We start from the raw sequence: 22,762 nt of genomic DNA, 5'->3' as shown, positions 1-22,762 counted from the left end.
GAAAGGGTAATCGCCCTCCACCCCCCTTCCGTAAGCCTGAGTCGGACCCAGCCACGTCATAGCTCTGTCACAACACGAACGGTTCCGTGCCGGGCACGTGGGGTCACGGTCACGTCCGTGCACCCGGGACGCATCGGTGTGCCCCTGAGCTGCGTTCACCCGCGTCCCCGCATTGGCTCCCCACCGGGAGGGAAGATGCGGGATCATGTCTGGCATGACCGAGGTGTCCTCGCTCACAGGGCGGTTGCTCGTGGCCACGCCCGCCCTGGCGGACCCGAACTTCGACCGCGCGGTGGTGCTGCTCCTCGACCACGACGAGGAGGGCTCTCTCGGTGTCGTCCTCAACCGCCCCACTCCGGTGGACGTGAACGACATCCTGGAGGGCTGGGGGGATCTCGCGGGCGAGCCCGGCGTCGTGTTCCAGGGCGGCCCGGTGTCGCTGGACTCGGCCCTCGGGGTCGCCGTCGTCCCCGGCGGCGCGTCCGGGGAGGCCGCGCCGCTGGGCTGGCGCCGGGTGCACGGCGCGATCGGTCTGGTCGACCTGGAGGCCCCGCCGGAACTGCTGGCCTCCGCCCTCGGCTCCCTGCGGATCTTCGCCGGATACGCCGGCTGGGGCCCCGGCCAGCTGGAGGACGAGCTGGTGGACGGCGCGTGGTACGTCGTCGAGTCCGAGCCCGGCGACGTCTCCTGCCCGGCCCCGGAGCGACTCTGGCGCGAGGTGCTGCGCCGCCAGCGCAACGAGCTGGCGATGGTGGCGACGTACCCGGACGACCCTTCGCTCAACTGATGGCTGTGACCTTCAGTACCCTTGGGTCTATGAGCACTCTCGAGCCCGAGCGCGGGACTGGTACGGGGACCCTCGTAGAGCCGACGCCGCAGACCTCCCACGGTGACGGTGACCACGAGCGCTTCGCCCACTACGTCCAGAAGGACAAGATCATGGCGAGCGCCCTCGACGGCACCCCCGTCGTGGCGCTGTGCGGCAAGGTCTGGGTGCCGGGCCGCGACCCGAAGAAGTACCCGGTGTGCCCCATGTGCAAGGAGATCTACGAGTCCATGGGCTCCGGCGACGACGACAAGGGCAAGGGCGACAAGTAGGCCCGGCCCGCGTGGCGTAAAGCCTCCAGGGTGCGTTTCGCGTGCCCTGGGGGCTTTTGTGCTGTTCATGCGGACTCCAGAAGGACTGGCATGACCGAACTGATTCCGAAGCCCCGCGGCGTCGTCGCCACCACCGGCGAGGTGCGGCTCACGGCGCACTCCCGGCTCTACGCCCGCACCGGGACGCAGGGCGTCGGCCACTGGCTGCGCACCGTTCTGCGGCAGGCCACCGGCCTGCCGTTGCGCGAGGGGCGGGAACTCGACGACGCCGGCGGCGACGGCATCGGGCTCCAGCTCGACCCCGGGCTCGGCCCCGAGGAGTACCGCCTCGTCAGCGACTGGAACGGCGTCGTCATCGAGGGCGGCAGCGCGGCCGGTGTCTTCTGGGGCGCCCAGACGCTGCGGCAGCTTCTCGGCCCCGACGCGTACCGCAGGGCCCCGATCGGCCGCGACCGCGCCTGGGCCGTGCCGTACCTCACGATCGAGGACGCCCCCCGATTCCGCTGGCGCGGCCTGATGCTCGACGTCGCCCGGCACTTCATGCCGAAGGAAGGCGTCCTGCGCTACCTCGATCTGATGGCGGCGCACAAACTCAACGTCTTCCACTTCCATCTGACGGACGACCAGGGCTGGCGCATCCAGATCGAGCGGCATCCACGGCTGACCGAGATCGGCTCCTGGCGGGCGCGGACGAAAACCGGCCACGGGGCCTCACCCCTGTGGGAGGAGAAGCCGCACGGCGGCTACTACACCCAGGACGACATCCGGGAGATCGTCGCCTACGCCGCCGAGCGGCATATCACCGTCGTCCCCGAGATCGACGTGCCCGGCCACTCGCAGGCCGCCATCGCCGCGTACCCGGAACTCGGCAACACCGACGTCATCGACACCACCGCCTTCTCCGTCTGGGACACCTGGGGCATCAACCCGAACGTACTCGCCCCCACTGACAACACCCTCCGCTTCTACGAGGGCGTCCTCGAGGAAGTGCTGGAGCTGTTCCCGTCGGAGTTCGTCCATGTCGGCGGCGACGAATGCCCCAAGGACCAGTGGCGGCGGTCAGCGACCGCCCAGGCGCGCATCAGGGAACTCGGGCTGGCCGGCGAGGACGAGCTCCAGTCCTGGTTCATCGGGCACTTCGACGCGTGGCTCCGCGCGCGCGGGCGCCGGCTGATCGGCTGGGACGAGATCCTTCAGGGCGGCCTGGCCGACGGCGCGGCCGTGTCCTCCTGGCGCGGCTACGCCGGGGGCATCGCCGCCGCCCGGGCCGGCCACGACGTCGTCATGTGCCCCGAGCAGCACGTGTATCTGGACCACCGTCAGGACCCGGGCCCCGACGAGCCGGTACCGATCGGGTGGGTGCGCACCCTGGAGGACGTCTACCGGTTCGAGCCGGTGCCGCCGGAGTTGACGCCCGATGAGGCCCGGCACGTGCTGGGCACCCAGGCCAACGTGTGGACCGAGGTGATGGAGGACCCCGCGCGCGTGGACTACCAGACGTTCCCCCGGCTCGCGGCCTTCGCCGAGGTCGCCTGGAGCGCCCTGCCCGCCCCGGCGGAACGGGACTTCGCCGATTTCGAGCGCCGCATGACCGCCCACTACCGGCGGCTCGACGCCCTCGGCGTCGCCTACCGGCCACCCGCCGGCCCACTGCCCTGGCAGCGGCGTCCTGGAGTGCCGGGCCGCCCGAAGGACGGCCCGCCACCCAGCCGGTAGGACCGGGCCGCCCTACCGAACAGCTCGAACAAGCCACGGAAAAAGCGCACAAGGGTCACCGAAAGTGCCAATCGACACGCACAGGCGAACCCATGCGAAAACGGACCATCTCGCCGGTGAGGTGGGCGAATGCCTCCTAGCGGACCCGTGTCCTCGGCTCTCGCCAAGATGTGCCAGAGTTGCCACGTCCGCCCTGTCAGCACGTACCGTACGGCAGCACAGGTGGGACCAGGTGGGGCAGCGGGAAGGGGCAGCCGGTTTGACCACGCACGCACCGCAGGCGGCGCAGGCCGTCACGCTGCCCACGACGCTGGACGAGGCCGTCGCGGCACTCACCGCCGTGCCCGCCGCCGTGCCCGTCGCGGGCGGCACCGACCTGATGGCCGCCGTCAACTCCGGGCAGCTCCGGCCTGCCGCGCTGGTGGGACTCGGCAAGATCAGCGAGATCCGCGGCTGGCAGTACCTCGACGGACACGCGCTGCTCGGCGCGGGCCTCACGCACGCGCGCATGGGCCGCCCCGACTTCGCGGCCCTGATCCCGGCGCTCGCCGCCGCCGCGCGCGCCGCGGGCCCGCCGCACATCCGCAACGCGGGCACCCTCGGCGGCAACATCGCCTCGGCCGCCCCCACCGGGGACGCGCTGCCGGTGCTGGCCGCACTGGAGGCGACCCTGATCATCGCGGGCCCGGGCGGGGCCCGCCGGGAGATCCCGGTGTCGCACCTCCTCGCCGGGATGGACATGCTGCGCGCCGGTGAACTCATCGGCTACGTGCGCGTGCCGCTGCTGCACGCCCCGCAGGTCTTCCTGAAGGCGACCGGCCGGACCGGACCGGGGCGCGCGGTGGCGTCCGTGGCCCTGGTCCTGGACCCCGCACGCCGGGGTGTGCGCTGCGCGGTGGGCGCCATAGCGCCGATGCCGCTGCGGCCCCTGGAGGCCGAGCAGTGGGTCGGCCGGCTCATCGACTGGGACAACAACCGCGCGCTCGTGCCGGAGGCGCTGAGCGCCTTCGGGGAGTACGTCGCCGCGGCCTGCATCCCCGACGCGGCCCCGGCCGAGGACGGCTCCGTACCGCAGCTCCCGCCCGCCGTACTGCACCTGCGGCGCACCGTCGCCGCGCTGGCCCGACGAGCACTGGGGAGGGCGCTGTCGTGACCGACGACCAGCACGGAGAGGGCACGCCCCGGGGCGGGAGCCGCTGGGACCCGTTGCCCCAGGGCGAGTACGACGACGGCGCCACCGCCTTCGTCCAACTCCCCGAGGGGGGCGTCGACGCCCTGCTGGCCGCCGACAGCCCCCTCGCCGCGCCCGGCCACGGCTACGTACCGCCGCAGATAACGGTCGACCCCGCCACGACCGCCGGAACCGACCCGGCGGCCCCCGGCAGCTGGCCGGTGCCCGGCGCGCCCGTCGACGGCGCCCAGTGGCACGACCCGCACGCCGCCCATCAGCAGCCCGGACACGACACGGGGGAGCGCACGTACGGCTCGCACGCGCCGTACGGCTCCGGCACGCCCTACGGCGCCGACGCGTACGCAGGGCAGCACGGCGCGAACGACCGCTTCACGTACAACCCGGGCACCACCGGCCAGTGGAACTTCGAGGAGGCCGCGGCGGCGGAGACCGCGCCCGGCCATGACGTGACCGGGCAGTGGTCCATCCCCGTCGCCGGGGGTGACCTCCCGGACGAGTCGGGCGAGTTCACCACGTCCTCGCTGGTCGAACAGTGGGGCGGCACCCCACCGTCGACGCTGCCGGGCGGCGCGCCCGCACCGTGGGCGACCCAGGCGGCGGGCCGGCCGTGGGGCCGGCAGGATCCGCAGGACACGGCGGGGCAGGAGCAGACCGGGCAGGCCTATCCGCACGGGCACGAGCAGGGCGGCGGGCACGGTTCCGGAAACGGGCAGGGACACGGGCAGCCGGGTGCTGCCGGACCGGTCTCCGAGTACGCCCCGGAGCAGCAGCCCGCCGGGCCCATGCCGCAGGAGGCGGACCCGGCGGCAGGCCATGCCCCGGGGGCGACCGACGGCACCGGTCACGCGCCCCAGCGGTCGGCCGGTGCCGGGCACGGGCAGGAGTCGTCCGGGTTCGGCGGGCTCGCGCGGGCAGCGACCGGGTCGGGTGGCCATGGACCGGAGTCGTCCGGGGCGGGCGGCCACGGGTCGCAGACGCCCGGCGCCGGTCACGCGCCCCCGCCGTCCGACGGCGTCGGCCACGCGCCGGAGCAGCCCGAGTTCGCCGATCAGGCGTCGGAGTCGTCCGCCTTCGGCGGCGACCGTCCGCAGCAGCCCGCTCTCACCGACCACGGGTCCGATCCGTCCGCCTTCGCCGCCCACCGCGCGGAGCAGCCGGCCTTCACGGAGCACGGCTCGGATCCCCACGGCTTCACGGAACACGGCCAGGACCCGCACGGCGTGCCCGGCCAGGGCACGGGGTCGCAGGGTGTGCCCGGGCAGGGCCCGGAGCCGCACGGGGGGCCCGGCCACGGCTCGGATCCGCATGGCCTGCCCCGCCACGGGTCGGAACAGTCCGCCTTCGGGGGCCCCGGCTCGCAGCCGTCCGCGTTCGCCGACCGCCGCCCGGGGGAGTCGGCTTACGCCGATCACGGGTCGGACCCGCACGGCGTGGCCGGCCAGGGCCCAGAGCCGCACGGCGTGCCCGGTCACGGGTCGGAGCCCTCCGGCCCACCCGGACACGGCCGGGAGCCGGACGGCGCAACCGGCCGCGGGCCGGATCAGTCCGCCTTCGCGGAGCACGACTCGGATCAGTCGGCCTTCGGGGACGGCGGGCCGGATCAGTCCGCCCTCACGGACCATGGCTCGGATCAGTCGGCCTTCGGGGACGGCGGCTCGGAACAGTCCGCCCTCACGGACCCCGGCTCCGAGTCGTCCGACTTCGTCGAACACCGCCCGCAGCCGCACGCCTTCACCGACCACCACGGCCCCGAGCCCTCCGGCTCCGCCGGCCATGGCCCCGAATCGTCGGGCGCGGCGACCACCCCCGGCCCGGAGCAGCCCTCCGGCCCGTCCGGGCAGGCGCCGCAGTCCTCGGGCCCTGTCGGTGAGCCGACCGGGCACCACTCCGGGGCAGCCGCGAACGGCCCCGAACGGTCCGCGTCCCCCCAGCCGTACCCCGAGGCCCCGGCGGAGCCCGCGCATCCGCAGACCGCCCGGGAAGCCTCAAAGGACGCTCCCGGCGCCGATGAGGCCGCCGAGGACGCCGCTGAGGCCCCCGCCGAGCCGTCCGCCGGGCCCCTCCCGGCCGAGGCGGACCCCGATGCCGGGCCGGAGGCCGCCGACGGCGAGACCCCGGACGACCCGGCACCCCACGACCCTGGCGATACCGAGGGCGAGGCCTCCCAGGACGCGCCCTCCACCGTCCCGCAGGAGGAACACCCCCTCGCCTCTTTCGTCCTGCGCGTCAACGGCACCGAACGCCCCGTCACCGACGCCTGGATCGGCGAGTCCCTGCTGTACGTGCTGCGCGAGCGGCTCGGACTCGCGGGGGCCAAGGACGGCTGCTCGCAGGGCGAGTGCGGCGCGTGCAACGTCCAGGTCGACGGGCGGCTCGTCGCGTCCTGCCTGGTCCCGGCCGTGACCGCCGCCGGCAGCGAGGTCCGTACCGTCGAGGGCCTGGCCGAGGACGGCCGGCCGTCGGACGTGCAGCGGGCGCTCGCGCGCTGCGGCGCCGTGCAGTGCGGCTTCTGCGTACCCGGCATGGCGATGACCGTGCACGACCTCCTGGAGGGCAACCCGGCGCCCAGCGACCTGGAGACCCGCCAGGCGCTGTGCGGCAACCTGTGCCGCTGCTCCGGCTACCGGGGCGTGGTGGACGCCGTGAAGGAGGTCGTCGCCGAACGCCAGGCACACAGCGCGCCCGCCGACGGCGACCCGGACGAGGCCCGTATCCCGCACCAGGCGGGCCCGGGCGCCGGAGGCGTCAACGTGTCGGCCTTCGGCTCACCCCCGCAGCCGCACGCCCAGGACCCGCACGCCCAGGACCCGCACGCCCAGGATCCGCACACCCCAGACCCCCATGACCAGCCCTACGGCCAGGACGGAGGCCCCGCGTGAGCAACGAAGCAGCCACCGCGCAGGCCGCGGAGGCCGCCCCCGCCCCCGAACCGCTGCCGCACGGCCTGGGCGCCTCCCTCCCGGCCGCCGACGCCCGCGCCAAGACGGAGGGCACCTTCCCGTACGCCGCCGACCTGTGGGCCGAGGGCCTGCTGTGGGCGGCCGTGCTGCGCTCACCGCACCCGCACGCGCGCATCGTGTCCATCGACACCTCCCACGCGCGCGAGATGCCCGGCGTACACGCCGTCGTCACCCACGAGGACGTCCCCGGCAGCCCGCTGCACGGCCGCGGCACGGCCGACCGCCCGGTCTTCGCCTCCGAGGTCGTGCGCCACCACGGCGAGCCCATCGCCGCCGTCGCCGCCGACCACCCGGACACCGCGCGGATGGCCGCCGCCGCCGTCATCGTCGAGTACGAGGTGCTCGACCCGGTGACCGACCCGGAACAGGCCTTCGAGGCGGAGCCGTTGCACCCCGACGGCAACCTGATCCGGCACATCCCGCTGCGCCACGGCGACCCGGAGGCGGCGGGCGAGATCGTCGTCGAGGGCCTGTACCGCATCGGCCGCCAGGACCCCGCCCCCATCGGCGCCGAGGCGGGCCTGGCCGTGCCGCGCCCGGACGGCGGTGTGGAGCTGTACCTGGCCTCCACCGACCCGCACGCCGACCGTGACACGGCCGCCGCCGCCTTCGCCCTGGAACCCGAGCGGGTCAAGGTCGTCGTCACCGGCGTCCCCGGCGCCACGGCCGACCGCGAGGACCAGGGCTTCCAGCTCCCGCTCGGCCTGCTGGCGCTGCGCACCGGCTGCCCGGTGAAGCTCACGGCCACGCGCGAGGAGTCCTTCCTCGGGCACACCCACCGGCACCCCACCCTGCTGCGCTACCGCCACCACGCCGACGCCGAGGGCAGACTCGTGAAGGTGGAGGCGCAGATCCTGCTCGACGCGGGCGCCTACGCCGACACCTCCGCCGACGCGCTGGCCGTTGCCGTCGCGTTCGCCTGCGGCCCGTACATCGTCCCGAACGCCTTCATCGAGGGCTGGGCCGTCCGCACCAACAACCCCCCGTCCGGCCACGTACGCGGCGAGGGCGCCATGCAGGTCTGCGCCGCCTACGAGGCGCAGATGGACAAGATCGCCAAGAAGCTCGGCATCGACCCGGCCGAGGTGCGGCTGCGCAACGCCATGGCGACGGGCGACGTGCTGCCGACCGGCCAGACCGTGACCTGCCCGGCCCCCGTCGCCGAACTGCTGCAGGCCGTGCGGGACTTCCCGCTCCCGCCGCTGCCCAAGGACACGCCCGAGGAGGAGTGGCTGCTGCCCGGCGGCCCCGAGGGCGCGGGCGAACCGGGCGCGGTGCGCCGGGGCGTGGGCTACGGCGTGGGCATGGTGCACATGCTCGGCGCCGAGGGCGCGGACGAGGTCTCCACGGCGACCGTGAAGGTCCACGACGGTGTGGCGACGGTGCTGTGCGCGGCCGTCGAGACCGGCCAGGGCTTCACGACCCTGGCCCGGCAGATCGTGCAGGAGACGCTCGGCATAGACGAGGTGCACGTGGCGCCGGTCGACACCGACCAGCCTCCGGCGGGCGCGGCATGCCACGGCCGGCACACCTGGGTGTCGGGCGGTGCGGTGGAGCGCGCGGCCAAGATGGTCCGCACGCAGCTACTCCAGCCGCTCGCCCACAAGTTCGGCATGTCCACGGAGCTGCTCCAGATCACCGACGGCAAGATCACGTCCTACGACGGTGTCCTGTCGACGACCGTCACCGAGGCGCTGGACGGCAAGGAACTGTGGGCCACCGCCCAGTGCCGCCCGCACCCGACCGAGCCGCTGAACGAGGCCGGCCAGGGCGACGCGTTCGTCGGCATGTCCTTCTGCGCGATCCGCGCGGTGGTGGACGTCGACATCGAGATCGGTTCCGTACGGGTCGTGGAACTGGCCGTCGCCCAGGACGTGGGACGGGTCCTGAACCCGGCCCAGCTGGCCGCCCGGATCGAGGCGGGCGTGACCCAGGGCGTGGGCATCGCGCTCACCGAGAACCTGCGCACCCCGCGCGGCCTGATCCGCCACCCGGACCTGACCGGTTACGCCCTCCCGACCGCGCTCGACGCCCCCGACATCCGCATCGTCAGGCTGGTCGAGGAGCGGGACGTCGTCGCCCCCTTCGGCGCGAAGGCGGTCAGCGCGGTGCCGGTGGTGACGTCCCCGGCGGCCATCGCGTCCGCCGTACGGGCCGCCACGGGCCGGCCCGTGAACCGGCTGCCCATCCGCCCGCAGGCGGCGGTGGTCACGGAACGGACCTGACGCCCGTGCTCGACGGCGTCGTCCTGGTCACCGGGGTGATGGCGGCCGGCAAGTCGACGGTCGCCCAGGCGCTGCCGGAGACCCTGCCGCGAGCGGCGACCCGGGTCCAACTCCGGCTCCGGTACAGCATGTCGGCGGCGGCGTGGCACTGCACGCCCGAACTCCTCGGATCGGACTCTGGCTCGACACCACCGAGCTGACGGTACGTCAGACATTGGAGGGGATTCTGGCGGAAAGGGAACGCGCGAGGGTGCTCTGAGCGTCTTGTGAGGTGGACGCGTGTGGTCGCCGGGCGCGCGTCGCTGTTCCGGGGCGTTGTCAGTGGTGGGGCGTACTGTTCTGGGCAGTGGGGGACGGCTGCCGGGCCTGGCCGGGCGGACTGCCGTGCTCCGCCAGGGGACGGTGAGCAAGCACATGCGGGGGAGCCCATGAGTATGACCGACGCCGGTTCCGCGGTGATCACCCTGACCGAGTCCGAGCTGGATCCGTGGGTGACGCACGCGTCGACGCGGCACTGGCTGACCGGGCCCGGACTGCCGTGTGACAGCGGTGTGCTGAGCTTCGCGGAGATGGGCCGGGAGGGTCTGCGCACGGTGGCGGACTCGACGGGCGACCCGGAGGACCGCCTCTCGGCGGAGCTGCGCGAGCAGCTCGTGATAGGCGGACTCCTCGGCCCCGGAGGCCTGGAGACGGAGTCGGTCCTGCTGGACGGCGCGACGGGCGAGATCTCGACGACATATGTCCTGCACGACCGCCCCGACCTGATGGACCGCCGCCCCCTGGCGCCCTCGCTGCGGACGCTGGTGCGCTTCGCCGAGGCGACGGACGAACTGGCGGGCCTGCGCGGCCAGTTCGCCTCCTACGCGGGCCGCTTCGGCCCGAAGGCGGTGGCGGAGGCCTCCGAGCACCTGCTGGCGGTGTTCCGGGACGGGGAGGACGGCGAGCCGGCCCCGTTCTGGAAGATGGCGGCACTGATCCGCCCCCTGTCCCTGGTCGCGGGCCGGGGCGGCACATCCGGCCTCTCCCTGGACCTCCCGCACCGCCTCCTGGACCAGGAGTTCGGCCCCGGCAAGGTGGCCCGCTTCGAGGACGTCGACTTCCCCGCGACGCTCACGCACGAGCCGACCCGCCGCTTCCTGCGCGAGGTGGGCCTGCCGGAGGAGGCCCACGTCTTCTCGCTGGACACGGACGTCCCGCTGGCGACGCCGGCCGAGTACCACGCCGACGCGGACGACCCGGCAAAGCTCCCTTCCGGGGCCCACCGCCTGATACGCCTCGGCCATCTCGTCGAGGACAACAGCCTGGTCGTCGACGGCGCGACGGGCGCGGTCCTGAACTGGAGCGAGCCCGAAGCGACGCTGTACCCGCTCAACACGGATGTGTCGACCCTGGCCTTCACCCTCTGGCTCCTGCACCGCGAGCGGGTGATCGACGCCCGGTCGGACCACGAGCTGACGACCGGCACGTACGACCAGCTGGCCATGACGATGCTCCAGGTCCTGTCGACCGTGGACCCGACGGGCGTGACCGCGGGCAGAACGGTCCGCCACTACTGGACGGACGCGTTCCAGGACGAGGCGGGCGGGGTGCTCTGACGGCGCCGCCGTCAGGCGGACCCGGCGGCGTTGCGGCGGCGTACGACGAACACCAGGCCGCCACCGACCACCGCGGCGGCGGCCGCGGCACCGGCGAGGAGCGGGGTGCCCTCGGAGCCGGTGGAGGCGAGGTTGCCGCCGGTGGCGCCGCCGGTCGCGGTGCCGCTGGAACCACCCGTCGCGGTGCCGGTCGGGGCCGACGCCGAGGGGGAGGCCGTGGCACCCGTGCCGCCGGCGGCCTGGCCCTCCGGGGCGTTGCCGTTGCCGTTCCCGCCGGTGCCGGGGCCACCGTCGGCGCCGTCCGAGGGGCTCGGCCCGGGCTCGTTGTCGCTCGGCAGGTCGATGCTGATCAGGGCGGTGTTGTTGGCGAGGTTCCCGTCGTACGCGGGGGCGATGTCGTAGACGGACGACGCCTTGACCTCGCCCTCGGTGTCCTGCGCCGACTTCTCGATGCTCAGCATGAAGGTGTACGCGAGGGACTGGCCCGCGTCGAGGGTCCCGTCCTGCGGCCAGCAGACGTACTTGGGCTTGCCGGTGGTCCCCTGCGGTCCGCTCGGTCCGTCGATCCCGAACGGCGCGCAGTCCTTCGGCACGCCGACGGCGACGGTGCCCGGCGGGATCTGCACCAGCAGGCCCGGAAGGTCGTCGCTCTCCTGGTTCCGCACCCAGCCGGGGCCGTCGTTGCGCAGGGTCGCCGTGACCGACTGCTTCCCGCCGGGCAGCGCCTCGGTGTCCTCACCGACCGCGACGAGGTCGGCGGTGTTGTCCGCGGTCAGGGTGAGCCGCCGGTAGCTGTCGTCGTACCCCTCGCCGGGGGCGTCACCGGTCGCGCTCGTGCCGTACTCGACGGCCTCCATCAGGGCGTTGTCCAAGGCCTTGAACCGGACGGGCGTGGTGACGGAGGCGCCGGGTTCGACGACCGTGTCGAGCTCGCAGAGCGCCTGCCGCACCTGGTCCTTGACGGTCGAGTAGGTGCAGCCCTTCACCTGCTCGGGGAAGTCCAGCCCGCGCGTGAGGCGGACCCGGAAGGTGACTCCGTCGACGGCGGCCGTGCCCTTGTTGGTGAGGGTGACGGACTCGTCGTACACCTCACCGGGCTTGGGAGTCGCGGAAGGCAGGGCCGACACGACCAGTTCGGGCGCTCCCTCCTCGGCCTGCGCCAGGGGGGCGGCGACAGCGGGACCGGTGACGGCGATCACGGCAGCGGCCAGGACGGCTGCCGAGGGGCGGAGGCGCACGGTGGTTCTCCTCGTCGAAACAGTGGGCGGGACGACCGGAACGTCGGCTACCGGTCATGTCCTGGACACATGAGAGGCACCGGGGGTTGTGCGCGACTTCACGACACCGCGCCCCGAGTTGTGCATCGGGCCCTGTCACCCGGCGGATTGCCCCGTTGCGCCCTGAACGCGCCCTTTCCTGGTTCCCGACCCGCGCGGATGCTCGGGTCATGGGGGACACAGAGAAGTCGAGCATCATCCCGTTACCCGACCCCGACGGACACCGGCAGCGGCCACCGGACGCCCCGCAGCCGTGGGAGAAGACCGACCGGGCCCAGGCCGCGATGGAGGGCGCCACCGGGCCCGAGCCGCCCGCTCCGCCCGTCTGCCCCAACTGCGGGCTCGTCGGTGATCGGCGTGTCACCTACTACGGCTGGCACGTCCTCCTGGAACCGAACATGCCGGTGCCCGCACACATGGTGCCCGCCTGGCACCGCTGGTACGTGGACTCCGGCGGGACGGCCTGGAACAGCCGCGAGGACGAGCCCGCGCCCGGTGCGGTGTGCCGCGTACCGCATCGCATCGCCTGCCCCGGGCTGAGGATCGAGGAGGTCGGCCTCTGGCGGTGGCTGGACGCCGTACGCGCGGAGAACGCGCGCCGGGCGCGGCGAAAGGCCGACGAGGACACCGACCCGACGGCACTTCCCGACGCCGGGTGACGCTCTACGCCTGTGGAGGTCGTGGCGGGATTCGAACCCGCGTAACTCGCTTTGCAGGCGAGCCCCTGAACCACTCGGGCACACGACCGTGTCCGAACTCGGTGCAGTGACCGTAGGCCGGGGCGGAGTGAGGGCTCAAGGGCATCGGGCGGGCTGCAATGTGACTGCCATACACCGTTCATGAAGGGGGTGGCCGAAAAGAGAGGGGCGTACGACCAAGGTCCCACGAGGGGACCGTCTCGCGACAGGGGTCAAAGCGCCGCGTGGCTCTTACTCTGGCGGTCATGACCGCTCCGAAGCCGCGTGACGCGGATGTCGTGGAAGCCGATGGCCTGCCCTCCGTCCCCGCGGCGGACGAGACCGTGCTGGGGCGGACGTACCGGGCGCTGAGCTTCGGGATCGTCTCCGTGGTGCTGCTCATCGCCTTCGAGGCGACAGCGGTCGGTACGGCGATGCCCGTCGCGGCGCGCGAGCTGGACGGGGTGCCGCTGTACGCGTTCGCGTTCTCCGGGTACTTCACGACGAGTCTGTTCGGGATGGTGCTCTCCGGGCAGTGGTCGGACCGGCGCGGGCCCCTCGGGCCGTTGACGACGGGCATAGCCTCCTTCGGGGCCGGGCTGTTGCTGTCGGGGACGGCTGGGGCGATGTGGGTGTTCATCCTGGGGCGGGCGGTGCAGGGGCTCGGCGGCGGGCTGGTGATCGTCGCGCTGTACGTCGTCGTCGGGCGGGCGTATCCGGAGCGGCTGCGGCCGGCCATCATGGCCGCGTTCGCCGCGAGCTGGATCCTGCCCTCGATCGTCGGCCCGCTCGCCGCCGGCACGGTGACCGAACACCTCGGGTGGCGTTGGGTGTTCATCGGGATACCCGTGCTCGTCGTCTTCCCGCTCGCGCTCGCACTGCCGCAGATACGGCGCCGCGCGTCCGGCCCGGTGCCGACGCCGGACTCGGATTCCTCCGGCCGGCCCCCCTCCCTCAACCGCCGCCGCATCCGGCTGGCCCTGGCCATCTCCCTCGGCGCAGGCCTCCTCCAGTACGCCGCCCAGGACCTGCGCCCGCTCTCGCTCCTGCCGGGCGCGGCCGGACTGGCCCTGCTGGTGCCCGCCGTGCTCGGGCTGCTCCCGCGCGGCACCTACCGGGCCGCTCGCGGGCTGCCCTCCGTCGTGCTGCTGCGGGGCGTCGCCGCGGGGTCCTTCGTCGCCGCGGAATCCTTCGTACCGCTGATGCTGGTGACGCAGCGCGGGCTCAGCCCGACTCTGGCCGGGTTCTCGCTCGCCGCGGGCGGCGGGACGTGGGCGCTGGGCTCGTGGGTGCAGTCGCGGCCGCGATTCGAGCCGTACCGGGAGCGGTTGACGACCGTCGGGATGCTGCTGGTGGCGGCGGCCATCGCCACCGCGCCGAGTGTGCTGCTCGACTCGGTGCCCGTCTGGACCCTGGCCGTCGCCTGGGCCTTCGGCTGCTTCGGCATGGGCCTGGTCATCTCCTCCACGAGCGTGCTCCTGCTCAAGCTCTCCGCCCCCGAGGAGGCCGGCACCAACTCCGCCGCCCTGCAGATCTCCGACGGCCTCTCCAACGTCGTCCTGCTCTCCGCCGGCGGCGCCGCCTTCGCCGCCCTCGGCGGCGGCACGGTCACCCACACCACCGTCGGCTCCACCGGCACCACCGCCTCCCACCCGGCCGCCTTCACCGCCGTGTTCCTGCCGATGGCGCTGGTCGCGCTGGTGGGGGCCTGGGTGACCACACGGCTGCGGCAGCGGTGAGGAGTCCTGCCGGGCTGTGACGTGGATCCCACCCTGGCGTGACCCGGGCTGGTCCGAGCATGAGCAGGGGCAGGGCGCCGGTAGGGTGGCCCGGTTGTCATACGTAGCCGAGCCGTCAGGCTCCCTCGAACGAGCCGCCCGACCCCCAACGGAGACCGTGACTACCACCGCCGGCACCAGCTCTGCCTCGCACCACCTGTCCCCGGCGTTCCCCGGCCGCGCCCCCTGGGGTACCGCCAGCAAGCTGCGCGCCTGGCAGCAGGGCGCGATGGACAAGTACATCCAGGAGCAGCCGCGGGACTTCCTGGCGGTCGCCACCCCCGGCGCCGGCAAGACGACCTTCGCGCTGACGCTGGCGTCCTGGCTGCTGCACCACCACGTCGTGCAGCAGGTCACCGTGGTCGCCCCGACCGAGCATCTGAAGAAGCAGTGGGCCGAGGCCGCGGCCCGGATAGGCATCAAGCTCGACCCGGAGTACAGCGCCGGGCCGCTCGGCCGGGAGTACCACGGCGTGGCCGTGACCTACGCCGGTGTCGGCGTCCGGCCCATGCTGCACCGCAACCGCGTGGAGCAGCGCAAGACCCTCGTCATCCTCGACGAGATCCACCACGCCGGTGACAGCAAGTCCTGGGGCGAGGCCTGTCTGGAGGCCTTCGAGCCCGCCACCCGCCGGCTGGCCCTGACCGGCACGCCCTTCCGGTCCGACACCAACCCCATCCCCTTCGTGACGTACGAGGAGGGCAACGACGGGATCCGGCGGTCCGCCGCCGACTACACCTACGGCTACGGCAACGCGCTCGCCGACCACGTCGTCCGGCCCGTCATCTTCCTCTCCTACAGCGGCAACATGCGCTGGCGCACCAAGGCCGGTGACGAGATCGCCGCGCGGCTCGGCGAGCCCATGACCAAGGACGCCATCAGCCAGGCCTGGCGGACCGCCCTCGACCCGCGCGGTGAGTGGATGCCCGCCGTGCTGCGCGCCGCCGACCAGCGTCTGACCGAGGTCAGGAAGGCCATCCCGGACGCCGGTGCGCTCGTCATCGCCTCCGACCAGGACTCGGCGCGCGCGTACGCCAAGCTGATCCGCGAGATCACGGGCAGCAAGGCCACCCTCGTGCTGTCCGACGACGCGGGCGCCTCCGAGCGGATCGACGAGTTCAGCGCGAACACCGACCGGTGGATGGTCGCCGTACGGATGGTGTCCGAGGGCGTCGACGTGCCCCGCCTCGCGGTGGGCGTGTACGCCACCACCATCTCCACCCCGCTGTTCTTCGCGCAGGCAGTCGGCCGTTTCGTACGGTCCCGGCGGCGCGGCGAGACCGCCTCCGTGTTCCTGCCGACCGTGCCCGACCTGCTCTCCTTCGCGGGCGAGATGGAGCGCGAGCGCGACCACGTCCTCGACAAGCCCAAGAAGCAGGGCGAGGAGGACCCGTACGCCGAATCCGAGAAGGAGATGGAGGAGGCGAACAAGGAGCAGGACGAGGACACCGGCGAGCAGGACATGCTGCCCTTCGAGGCGCTGGAGTCCGACGCGGTCTTCGACCGGGTCATGTACAACGGCGCCGAGTTCGGCATGCAGGCCCACCCCGGCAGCGAGGAGGAGCAGGACTACCTGGGCATCCCCGGGCTGCTGGAGCCCGACCAGGTCCAGTTGCTGCTCCAGAAGCGGCAGGCCCGGCAGATCGCGCACAGCCGCAAGAAGCCGGACGAGGAGGCCGACCTCCTCGAAGTGCCCGCCGAGCGGCGGCCGGTCGTCTCGCACAAGGAGATGATGGAGCTGCGGCGGCAGCTCAACACGATGGTCGGCGCGTACGTCCACCAGAGCGGAAAGCCGCACGGCGTGATCCACACCGAGCTGCGGCGCGTGTGCGGGGGGCCTCCGGCCGCGGAGGCGACGGCGGGGCAGCTACGGCAGCGGATCGCCAAGGTGCAGGAGTGGGCCACGCGCATGAAGTGACGCGGGTGTCGTACGTATGCGGGCAAAGGGCGCCAGTCGGTCCTGGACGGTGCCCGGATTCTGGACGGAGCCTTCCGCTCAGCGAACTCCCTTCGCTACTGTCCGGCTACGCACACGCCCCGTGGCAGCGCCGCCGCGGAGCGCAGCCGTGAAGCGACGCGGCCCGGACAGGCCGGGCCGCCGGCCGATCGGCGGCCTCTGAGCGCGTCGCCGACGGGACTCGGTGACGCAACCGCCGACCAGGGGGCCGTCGACCTCACCACTAAGGAGTGGGCGTCGTGACCGCGGAGACCTCCCAGACGCTCGACAGGGGACTACGGGTCCTCAAGCTGCTCGCCGACACGGACCACGGGCTCACCGTGACCGAGCTCTCCCTCAAACTTGGCGTCAACCGGACCGTGGTGTACCGGTTGCTCGCCACGCTGGAACAGCACGCGCTCATACGCCGTGACCTGGGCGGACGTGCCCGGGTCGGGCTCGGCGTGCTGCGTCTGGGCCGGCAGGTCCATCCCCTGGTACGGGAGGCCGCGATGCCGGCGCTGCGGTCGCTGGCCGAGGACATCGGCGCGACGGCGCACCTGACCCTGGTGGACGGGGCGGACGCGCTCGCCGTGGCCGTGGTGGAGCCGACCTGGACGGACTACCACGTCGCCTACCGGGCCGGCTTCCGCCACCCCCTGGACCGGGGCGCCGCCGGCAAGGCGATCCTCGCGGCCCGGCAGCACCCGATGACGGACCCGGGCTTCACGCTGACCCACGGGGAGCTGGAGGCCGGCGCGTACGGGGCGGCGGCCCCGCTGCTGGGCGTGACGGGCGTCGAGGGCAGCGTGGGTGTGGTGATGCTGGCGGACGTGGTGCCGGAGCGGGTGGGGGACAGGGTCGTCGAGGCGGCACGAGAGGTCGCGGACGCGCTGCGCTGACCTGTGCGGATCTCTCCTGCCTGGCCCCGGGCGACCTGGGCCCGGCCCGATTCCCTGCCCGAGTTAGATTGATCCCGTGTTCTCTCGTCTCACGCGTCCCCAGGCCATCGCCGTCTGCGCCCTGCCCGTCGTGGCGCTGCTCGCCACGGCGGTGTTCGCGCCGCTGCCGTTCTCGGTGGCGCAGCCCGGGCAGACGACGAACGTGCTCGGGAAGAACAAGGGCGCCCCGGTGATCACCATCAAGGGCGCACCGACCCGGAACACCCCTGGCCAGCTGCGCATGACCACTATCGTGGCGACCTCACCGGACACCCGGGTCTCGCTCCCGGACGTCATCGACAGCTGGTTCAGCGCGGACCGGGCGGTCATGCCGCGCGACGCGATCTACCCGAGCGGCGACACCGTCCAGGAGATCGAGCGGCACAACGAGAAGCAGATGAAGGAGTCCCAGGACGCGGCGACGCAGGCCGCGCTGAACTATCTCGGCCTCGACGACAAGGACGTCAAGGTCGGCCTGCGGCTCGCGGACGTGGGCGGGCCCAGCGCCGGGCTGCTGTTCTCCCTGGGGATCGTCGACAAGCTCGACGGCGACGGCATGGGTGGGAATCTCACCGGGGGCCGGGTCATCGCCGGCACCGGCACGATCGCCGCGGACGGCACGGTCGGGGCGGTGGGCGGCGTCGCCCTCAAGACGCAGGCCGCCAGGCGGGACGGGGCGACGGTGTTCCTCGTCCCGAAGGCGGAGTGCACGGACGCGCGGGCCGAACTGCCGAAGGGCCTGCGGCTGGTTCCGGTGACCACGCTGAAGAGCACGGTGAGTTCCCTGGTGGCCCTGGAGACGGGCAAGGGGTCCGTGCCCAGCTGTTAGTGGACGACGGCGGCCGCCGTCCCCGGCCGGGTGGCGAGCCTTAAACCGATCTCCACGAGGGTCCAGCCGAGGCGGTTACGGAGGCCGTGGCTGTTCCGGGTGGCGGGGCCCCGGCCTCTGGCTTCGGCACGGAGGTCGGCAGCGCGGGCGTGGTGCAGGGCGAGGTGGATGTCGGGGTGCATCTCAGTCCGTCCTGATCGGGAAGGCGTGGGTATGGAAGCGGACCTGCTCGGAGCCGGGGGTGTCCTCGGCGCTCGCGCGGTCGCGGTACGTCTCGACCAGCGCGTGCATCTTCTCGACGAGTTCCCGCGTCAGTTCGGGCGTGAGCCGCAGGGTCGCGCTGCTCATGTCCCAGGAGCGGCTCCACTCCTCGGGCCATGAGTCGCGGTTGCCCAGCCATGTGGACAGTTCCCTGGTCTGGGTGGTGGCGACCTCGTGGAGGTACATGTCCGCCGCGCCGCGTACGGTCGGGTCGGAATCGTTGAGCAGGGCGTCGTCGAAGCGCAGCCCGTGGTGGACCGCCTGCCACCATCGCTCGCGCCCCTTGCCCCGCTCGGGGGCGTCCTCGACGAAGCCGTACTCCGCGAGTTGACGCAGGTGGTAGCTGGTGGCACCGCTGGACTCGCCCAGCTTCGCGGCCAGTTGCGAGGCCGTGGCCGGCCCGCCGAAGCGCAGGGCGTCCAGCAACTGCATCCGCAGCGGGTGTGCGAGGCCGCGCAGAGATCGGGCGTCGAGTTGCCGTACCTGTGGGTTCTGGGGTTCGGTCACAGTGCAAAGCTATCCTTGCAAAGGAATCCTTGCAAGGCTTCCTTTGTAACTCTCGCCACCTGCCCCGGTCACCCCTCCCCGACCAACCCCTCCCCCACCATCCACTCCAACGCCACCTGATGCGGATCCTCCCCCTCCACATCCACCTTCGCGTTCAGCCGCCGCGCCACCGTGTTGTCCAGCCTCGCCGTCACCGGGTCCAGCACATCCGCGATCGCCGGCCACCGCTTGAGGGTCCTCGCGTTGATCATCGGCGCGGCGTTGTAGTTCGGGAAGAACTTCCTGTCGTCCGCCATGACCGCCAGGTGCATGGAGTTGATGCGCCCGTCGGTGGTGAACACCTCCCCGTACGGGCAACTCCCCTTCGACGTCTGGGTGTAGATGATCCCCGTGTCCATCTGCGTGACGTTCCGCGCCGGCAGCTTCATCCCGTACGTCCGCTGCATGCCCGGCAACCCGTCCGCCCGGTTCGCGAACTCGACCTCCACGCACAGTTTCACCGCCCCCGGATCGGACTTCGCCAGCTTCGCGACGTCCGACAGGGTCTTCGTGCCGTACTTCCTCGCGTTCTCCTGGTTCATCGCCAGCGCGTACGTGTTGTTCAGGGACGATGGCCGCAGCCAGGCCAGCCCGTTCGCCGCGTCGGCCTTCCTCACCGCCTCCCACTGCGCGCGCGGACCGGTGACGGGCTCGCTGTTGCCCAGGTACGTGATCCAGGCCGTGCCCGTGTACTCGTACCCGGCGTCGGCGTCGCCGTTGCGGACGGCCTCGCGGCTGCCGACGGACCCCTGGATGCCCGTGCGGTCGAGTACCTCCGCCCCGGCCGCCTCCAGGGCGATGCCCATGATCGCGCCGAGGATCAGGCCCTCGGTGAACGACTTGGACGTCACCGTCAGGCTCGCGCCCTTCAGCGGCTCGCCCCGCCCGACCGACCCGGGCCGCACGTCGTCCGCCATGGGGGAGCCGCTGGTCAGTCCGCAGCCCGCGACCGGCAGCCCGGCGACCAGCAGGCCCGCTGCCGTCAGGCACACGAAGCGCCTCATGACTGGAGCCCCCGGGGCCGCAGGAGCACTTCCGCCAGCGAGGCCAGCCAGTCCACGAGCAGCGCCAGGACCACCGTGAGGACCGAGCCCAGCACCAGCACCGGCATCCGCTGGTTGGTGATCCCGGTCGTGATCAGTACGCCCAGTCCGCCGCCCCCGCCGAAGACCGCCAGGGTCGCCGTGCCGACGTTCAGGACGAGGGCCGTGCGGACACCCGCGAGGGTCAGCGGGACCGCCAGCGGCAGTTCGACCCGGGTCAGCACTCCCGCCGGTGACATGCCGACGCCCCGGGCCGCCTCCAGCAGCGTCGGGTCGTTCGCCTTCAGGCCGGCGATCGTGTTCGACAGCACGGGCAGCACGGCGTAGGCGATGATGCCGATCAGGGCGGCCCTGCGGCCGATGCCCAGCCAGATGACGAGGAGCGCCAGCAGGCCGATCGCGGGCGTCGCCTGGCCCGTGTTGGCGAACGCCATCGCCACCGGAGCGGCCCTGCGGAACGCCGGGCGGGTCAGCAGGATCCCCAGCGGGATCGCGATGATCAGCACGAAGAACGTGGAGATCGCGGTCAGTTGGATGTGCTGCCACAGGGCCTTGGAGACCTGGCCGTCCGACAGGGCGTTGCGGGTCAGCGCGTCCAGGTCGGCCTGCCGGAACCAGAGCCAGGTCGCGAGCAGTACGGCCACCAGGACACACGGCAGCACGGTCAGCTTCTGCCAGCCGACGTGCCGGGGCGGCGGGGCGGGTGACGTCCGGGGCGCCTCTGCCTCCTCCTCGTCCGCCGGCCCCGGGACGGTTCGCACCGGCCCGCCGGCGGTCACCGCGTCCCTCCGGCGCCGCCCACGCCCGTGACGCTCCCGCCGCCCTCCCGCTCGGCCTGCGTCTGCGCCGCCCGTACGTCCTCCAGCCCGGGCTGGTGCGCCGGCGCGTCCAGCCGGTCGGCCTCCAGCATGGCGTGCACGGAGTTGAGGAGCGTCTCCATGTCGACGACACCGGTGTACTCACCGTGCCGTCCCGTGACCGCGACGCGCCCGGCGTTGTCGGTGAGCACCGCCTCCAGGGCATCCCGCAGGGTCGCGTCCCGGGTGACCGTGTCGTGCACCGGTGTCCCGGCGCGGGCCAGCGAGCCCCGGGCCCGCGTCAGGTCGCCGCGCCGGAGCCACTTGCAGGGGCGGCCGCGCCGGTCGAGCAGCAGGACCTCGTCGGTGCCGCCGGCCCGCAGCCGGCTGACGATCTGCTGCAACGGGTCGTCGATCATCACCGTGGGATAGTCGGTGATCTCCACGTCCCGTACCCGGGCCAGGTTCAGCCGCTTCAGCGCCGCCCCGGCGCCGACGAACCCGGACACGAAGTCGTCCGCCGGGTTGGTGAGGATCGCCTCCGGGGTGTCGAACTGCGCGATGTGGGACCGTTCGCGCAGGACGGCGATCCGGTCGCCGATCTTGATCGCCTCGTCGAAGTCGTGCGTGACGAAGACGATCGTCTTGTGCAGCTCCCGCTGGAGCCGGATCAGCTCGTCCTGGAGGTGGTCGCGGGTGATCGGGTCCACCGCCCCGAACGGCTCGTCCATCAGCAGCACCGGGGGGTCGGCGGCGAGGGCCCGGGCCACGCCCACGCGCTGCTGCTGGCCGCCGGAGAGCCCGCGCGGGTAGCGGTCGTGGAACTCGCCGGGGTCCAGGCCGACGAGGTCGAGCAGTTCCTCGGTCCGCGCCCTGATCCGGGCCTTCGGCCAGCCGATCATCCTCGGTACGAGCGCGATGTTCTGCGCGACCGTCATGTGCGGGAAGAGCCCGGCGGACTGGATCGCGTAGCCGACCTTGCGGCGCAGCCCGACCGGGTCGATGTCGGTGACGTCCTCACCGCCCATGCGGATACGGCCGCCGGTCGGCTCGATCAACCTGTTGATCATCTTGAGCAGGGTCGACTTGCCGCAGCCCGAGGGGCCGACGAGGACGACGACCTCGCCCGCCTCGATCTCCAGGCTCACGTCGTCCACGGCCGGCCGCGCGACTCCGGGATACCGCTTGGTCAGGCTCTCCAGCTCGATGGAGGCCCCGTGGCCGTCGGTCTCAGGCACGGATCCCCCTGGGGATGGTCAGCCGCCCGAGCAGCACGTACGCGGCGTCGAACAGCAGCGCCAGGACGATGATGCCGAGCGTGCCCGCGAGGACCTGGTTGAGCGCGTTGGCGCTGCCCAGCGAGGCGAGGCCGCGGAAGATGACGTTGCCGAGGCCGGGGCCCGAGGCGTACGCCGCGATGGCCGCGATGCCCATCAGCATCTGGGTCGCGACCCGGATCCCGGTCAGGATCGGCGGCCAGGCCAGCGGCAGCTCGATCCGCAGCAGCCGGGCCGGGCGGGACATGCCGATGCCGGTGGCCGCGTCCACCAGCGCCGGGTCGACCCCGCGCAGCCCGACGATCGCGTTGCGCACGACCGGCAGCAGCCCGTACAGCGTCAGCGCGATCACCGTCGGCGGCACGCCCAGCCCCACGACCGGGATGAGCAGGCCGATCAGGGCGAGCGCCGGCACGGTCAGGACGGTCGCGGTGGTCGTGGTCGCGAGGTTCCCGGCCCACTCGCTGCGGTAGGTGGCGACGCCGATCAGGACGCCGAGCACGGTCGCGACGACCATGCACTGGAAGACGGCGCTCGCGTGCTGGTAGGCGTCCGAGAGCAGCTGCTGGTGCCGGCCCGCCACGTACTCCCAGAAGTTCACACGCGCTCACCCC

20 protein-coding genes and 1 tRNA gene are annotated in these 22,762 nt (G+C 72.9%); 13 read left to right on the top strand and 8 right to left on the bottom strand.

The window, feature by feature from the left end; genetic code table 11:
• Nucleotides 1-214: 214 nt before the first annotated feature.
• From ACFZDA_RS37045 to ACFZDA_RS37010, 8 genes are all read left to right on the top strand, one after another.
• Complete coding sequence (locus ACFZDA_RS37045; RefSeq protein ID WP_391090149.1) at nt 215-787, top strand: YqgE/AlgH family protein; 573 nt, start codon at nt 215-217, stop codon at nt 785-787.
• Between the two features lie 29 nt (nt 788-816).
• Nucleotides 817-1,098, top strand: coding sequence for a DUF3039 domain-containing protein (locus ACFZDA_RS37040; protein WP_010039914.1), 282 nt, complete (start codon nt 817-819; stop codon nt 1,096-1,098).
• 90 nt (nt 1,099-1,188) lie between these two features.
• Nucleotides 1,189-2,814 (top strand): family 20 glycosylhydrolase, encoded by a 1,626-nt coding sequence (locus tag ACFZDA_RS37035; protein ID WP_391090147.1) that lies wholly within the window; start codon nt 1,189-1,191, stop codon nt 2,812-2,814.
• Nucleotides 2,815-3,073: 259 nt separating this feature from the next.
• The gene (locus tag ACFZDA_RS37030; RefSeq protein WP_086561620.1) at nt 3,074-3,967 is read left to right on the top strand and encodes a xanthine dehydrogenase family protein subunit M; all 894 of its coding nucleotides are present in this window, start codon (nt 3,074-3,076) and stop codon (nt 3,965-3,967) included.
• Nucleotides 3,964-6,885, top strand: a complete 2,922-nt coding sequence (locus ACFZDA_RS37025; RefSeq protein WP_391090144.1) for a 2Fe-2S iron-sulfur cluster-binding protein — start codon at nt 3,964-3,966, stop codon at nt 6,883-6,885. Before ACFZDA_RS37030 ends, ACFZDA_RS37025 begins: the two co-directional genes overlap by 4 nt.
• Nucleotides 6,882-9,191, top strand: coding sequence for a molybdopterin cofactor-binding domain-containing protein (locus ACFZDA_RS37020; RefSeq protein WP_391090142.1), 2,310 nt, complete (start codon nt 6,882-6,884; stop codon nt 9,189-9,191). The genes ACFZDA_RS37025 and ACFZDA_RS37020 overlap by 4 nt, the downstream gene beginning before the upstream one ends.
• Nucleotides 9,192-9,196: 5 nt before the next feature.
• The gene (locus tag ACFZDA_RS37015) at nt 9,197-9,391 is read left to right on the top strand and encodes a hypothetical protein (protein ID WP_391090140.1); all 195 of its coding nucleotides are present in this window, start codon (nt 9,197-9,199) and stop codon (nt 9,389-9,391) included.
• A 228-nt stretch (nt 9,392-9,619) separates the two neighbouring features.
• Complete coding sequence (locus ACFZDA_RS37010; RefSeq protein WP_391090138.1) at nt 9,620-10,786, top strand: SUKH-4 family immunity protein; 1,167 nt, start codon at nt 9,620-9,622, stop codon at nt 10,784-10,786.
• An 11-nt stretch (nt 10,787-10,797) separates the two neighbouring features.
• On the opposite strand, the gene ACFZDA_RS37005 is transcribed toward ACFZDA_RS37010, so the two are convergent.
• Nucleotides 10,798-12,024: an LAETG motif-containing sortase-dependent surface protein gene (locus ACFZDA_RS37005; RefSeq protein WP_391090136.1), complete on the bottom strand. Its 1,227-nt coding sequence runs from the start codon at nt 12,022-12,024 to the stop codon at nt 10,798-10,800.
• A gap of 209 nt (nt 12,025-12,233) precedes the next feature.
• Here ACFZDA_RS37005 and ACFZDA_RS37000 point away from each other — a divergent pair, with 209 nt between their 5' ends.
• Entirely contained in the window at nt 12,234-12,722 is a 489-nt protein-coding gene (locus ACFZDA_RS37000) for a DUF6083 domain-containing protein (RefSeq protein WP_391090134.1), read from the top strand.
• A 13-nt stretch (nt 12,723-12,735) separates the two neighbouring features.
• On the opposite strand, the gene ACFZDA_RS36995 is transcribed toward ACFZDA_RS37000, so the two are convergent.
• A tRNA-Cys gene (locus ACFZDA_RS36995) sits at nt 12,736-12,810 on the bottom strand.
• Nucleotides 12,811-13,006: 196 nt separating this feature from the next.
• Here ACFZDA_RS36995 and ACFZDA_RS36990 point away from each other — a divergent pair.
• The 4 genes from ACFZDA_RS36990 (at nt 13,007) to ACFZDA_RS36975 (ending at nt 18,224) form a co-directional block, all read left to right on the top strand.
• Entirely contained in the window at nt 13,007-14,479 is a 1,473-nt protein-coding gene (locus tag ACFZDA_RS36990; RefSeq protein ID WP_391090133.1) for an MFS transporter, read from the top strand.
• A gap of 157 nt (nt 14,480-14,636) precedes the next feature.
• Entirely contained in the window at nt 14,637-16,436 is a 1,800-nt protein-coding gene (locus ACFZDA_RS36985) for a DEAD/DEAH box helicase family protein (protein WP_391090131.1), read from the top strand.
• A gap of 278 nt (nt 16,437-16,714) precedes the next feature.
• Nucleotides 16,715-17,356 (top strand): helix-turn-helix domain-containing protein, encoded by a 642-nt coding sequence (locus ACFZDA_RS36980; RefSeq protein WP_391090129.1) that lies wholly within the window; start codon nt 16,715-16,717, stop codon nt 17,354-17,356.
• Between the two features lie 76 nt (nt 17,357-17,432).
• Nucleotides 17,433-18,224 carry a S16 family serine protease gene (locus ACFZDA_RS36975; protein WP_391090127.1) on the top strand — a complete coding sequence of 264 codons (792 nt, stop codon included), beginning with the start codon at nt 17,433-17,435 and terminating at the stop codon, nt 18,222-18,224.
• Here the strand turns inward: ACFZDA_RS36975 and ACFZDA_RS36970 are convergent.
• From ACFZDA_RS36970 to ACFZDA_RS36945, 6 genes are all read right to left on the bottom strand, one after another.
• A complete protein-coding gene (locus ACFZDA_RS36970; protein ID WP_391090125.1) occupies nt 18,221-18,406 on the bottom strand; it encodes a hypothetical protein in 186 nt (61 codons plus the stop codon). The two genes, ACFZDA_RS36975 and ACFZDA_RS36970, sit on opposite strands and share 4 nt — an antisense overlap.
• Before the next feature lies 1 nt (nt 18,407).
• Entirely contained in the window at nt 18,408-18,992 is a 585-nt protein-coding gene (locus ACFZDA_RS36965; RefSeq protein ID WP_391090123.1) for a helix-turn-helix domain-containing protein, read from the bottom strand.
• A 68-nt stretch (nt 18,993-19,060) separates the two neighbouring features.
• Nucleotides 19,061-20,035, bottom strand: coding sequence for a glycine betaine ABC transporter substrate-binding protein (locus tag ACFZDA_RS36960; protein ID WP_391090121.1), 975 nt, complete (start codon nt 20,033-20,035; stop codon nt 19,061-19,063).
• Nucleotides 20,032-20,853 (bottom strand): ABC transporter permease subunit, encoded by an 822-nt coding sequence (locus tag ACFZDA_RS36955; protein WP_391090119.1) that lies wholly within the window; start codon nt 20,851-20,853, stop codon nt 20,032-20,034. The genes ACFZDA_RS36960 and ACFZDA_RS36955 overlap by 4 nt, the downstream gene beginning before the upstream one ends.
• Entirely contained in the window at nt 20,850-22,109 is a 1,260-nt protein-coding gene (locus ACFZDA_RS36950) for a betaine/proline/choline family ABC transporter ATP-binding protein (protein WP_391090116.1), read from the bottom strand. Before ACFZDA_RS36950 ends, ACFZDA_RS36955 begins: the two co-directional genes overlap by 4 nt.
• Nucleotides 22,102-22,749 carry an ABC transporter permease subunit gene (locus ACFZDA_RS36945; RefSeq protein ID WP_391090114.1) on the bottom strand — a complete coding sequence of 216 codons (648 nt, stop codon included), beginning with the start codon at nt 22,747-22,749 and terminating at the stop codon, nt 22,102-22,104. Before ACFZDA_RS36945 ends, ACFZDA_RS36950 begins: the two co-directional genes overlap by 8 nt.
• Nucleotides 22,750-22,762 lie beyond the last annotated feature (13 nt).

Origin of the sequence: Streptomyces sp. NPDC007991, assembly GCF_042958445.1 — a bacterium.
Classification (GTDB): domain Bacteria; phylum Actinomycetota; class Actinomycetes; order Streptomycetales; family Streptomycetaceae; genus Streptomyces.
This window is presented reverse-complemented; position numbering and strand designations above follow the sequence as displayed.